Origin of the sequence: Paraburkholderia sp. SIMBA_054, from assembly GCF_046534875.1 — a bacterium.
GTDB classification, from domain to species: Bacteria; Pseudomonadota; Gammaproteobacteria; order Burkholderiales; family Burkholderiaceae; genus Paraburkholderia; species Paraburkholderia hospita.
Genome location: NZ_JAWRXV010000940.1, coordinates 1 through 265 on the forward strand (window position 1 = coordinate 1; position 265 = coordinate 265).

At 51.3% G+C, this 265-nt stretch carries 1 protein-coding gene; it reads right to left on the minus strand.

Features of this window, described 5'->3' with window-relative positions; all coding sequences use genetic code 11:
* Nucleotides 1-264 (minus strand): competence protein CoiA (locus tag SB822_RS57900; RefSeq protein ID WP_410859211.1); only part of this gene is annotated, 264 nt, incomplete at its 3' end.
* Between the last annotated feature and the right edge of the window lies 1 nt (nt 265).

Genomic DNA, 265 nt, shown 5'->3' on the forward strand with positions numbered 1-265 from the left:
TCCTTGGCTGCGCTTTAGCACTTGCTCGATAGGCAATGCGCTGCACTGGAATTCGATTGCTGAGTTTTTGACCAACAAATCGGGACGCTGCTTGATTGGGGGCAAGTATTTTTCGATCTGGGCTGGGATGTTCTTTTCGTGAAAAAAAGAAGCCAGCCGGGATTTGCCAAGCAGGTGAAGCTGCGTTTCCGGTTCACTGCCTGGCGTGCAGGCGTATTGCTGGAGATGGGAGAAATGGGGAATTTTTGTCGTGCCGACTTTCAGG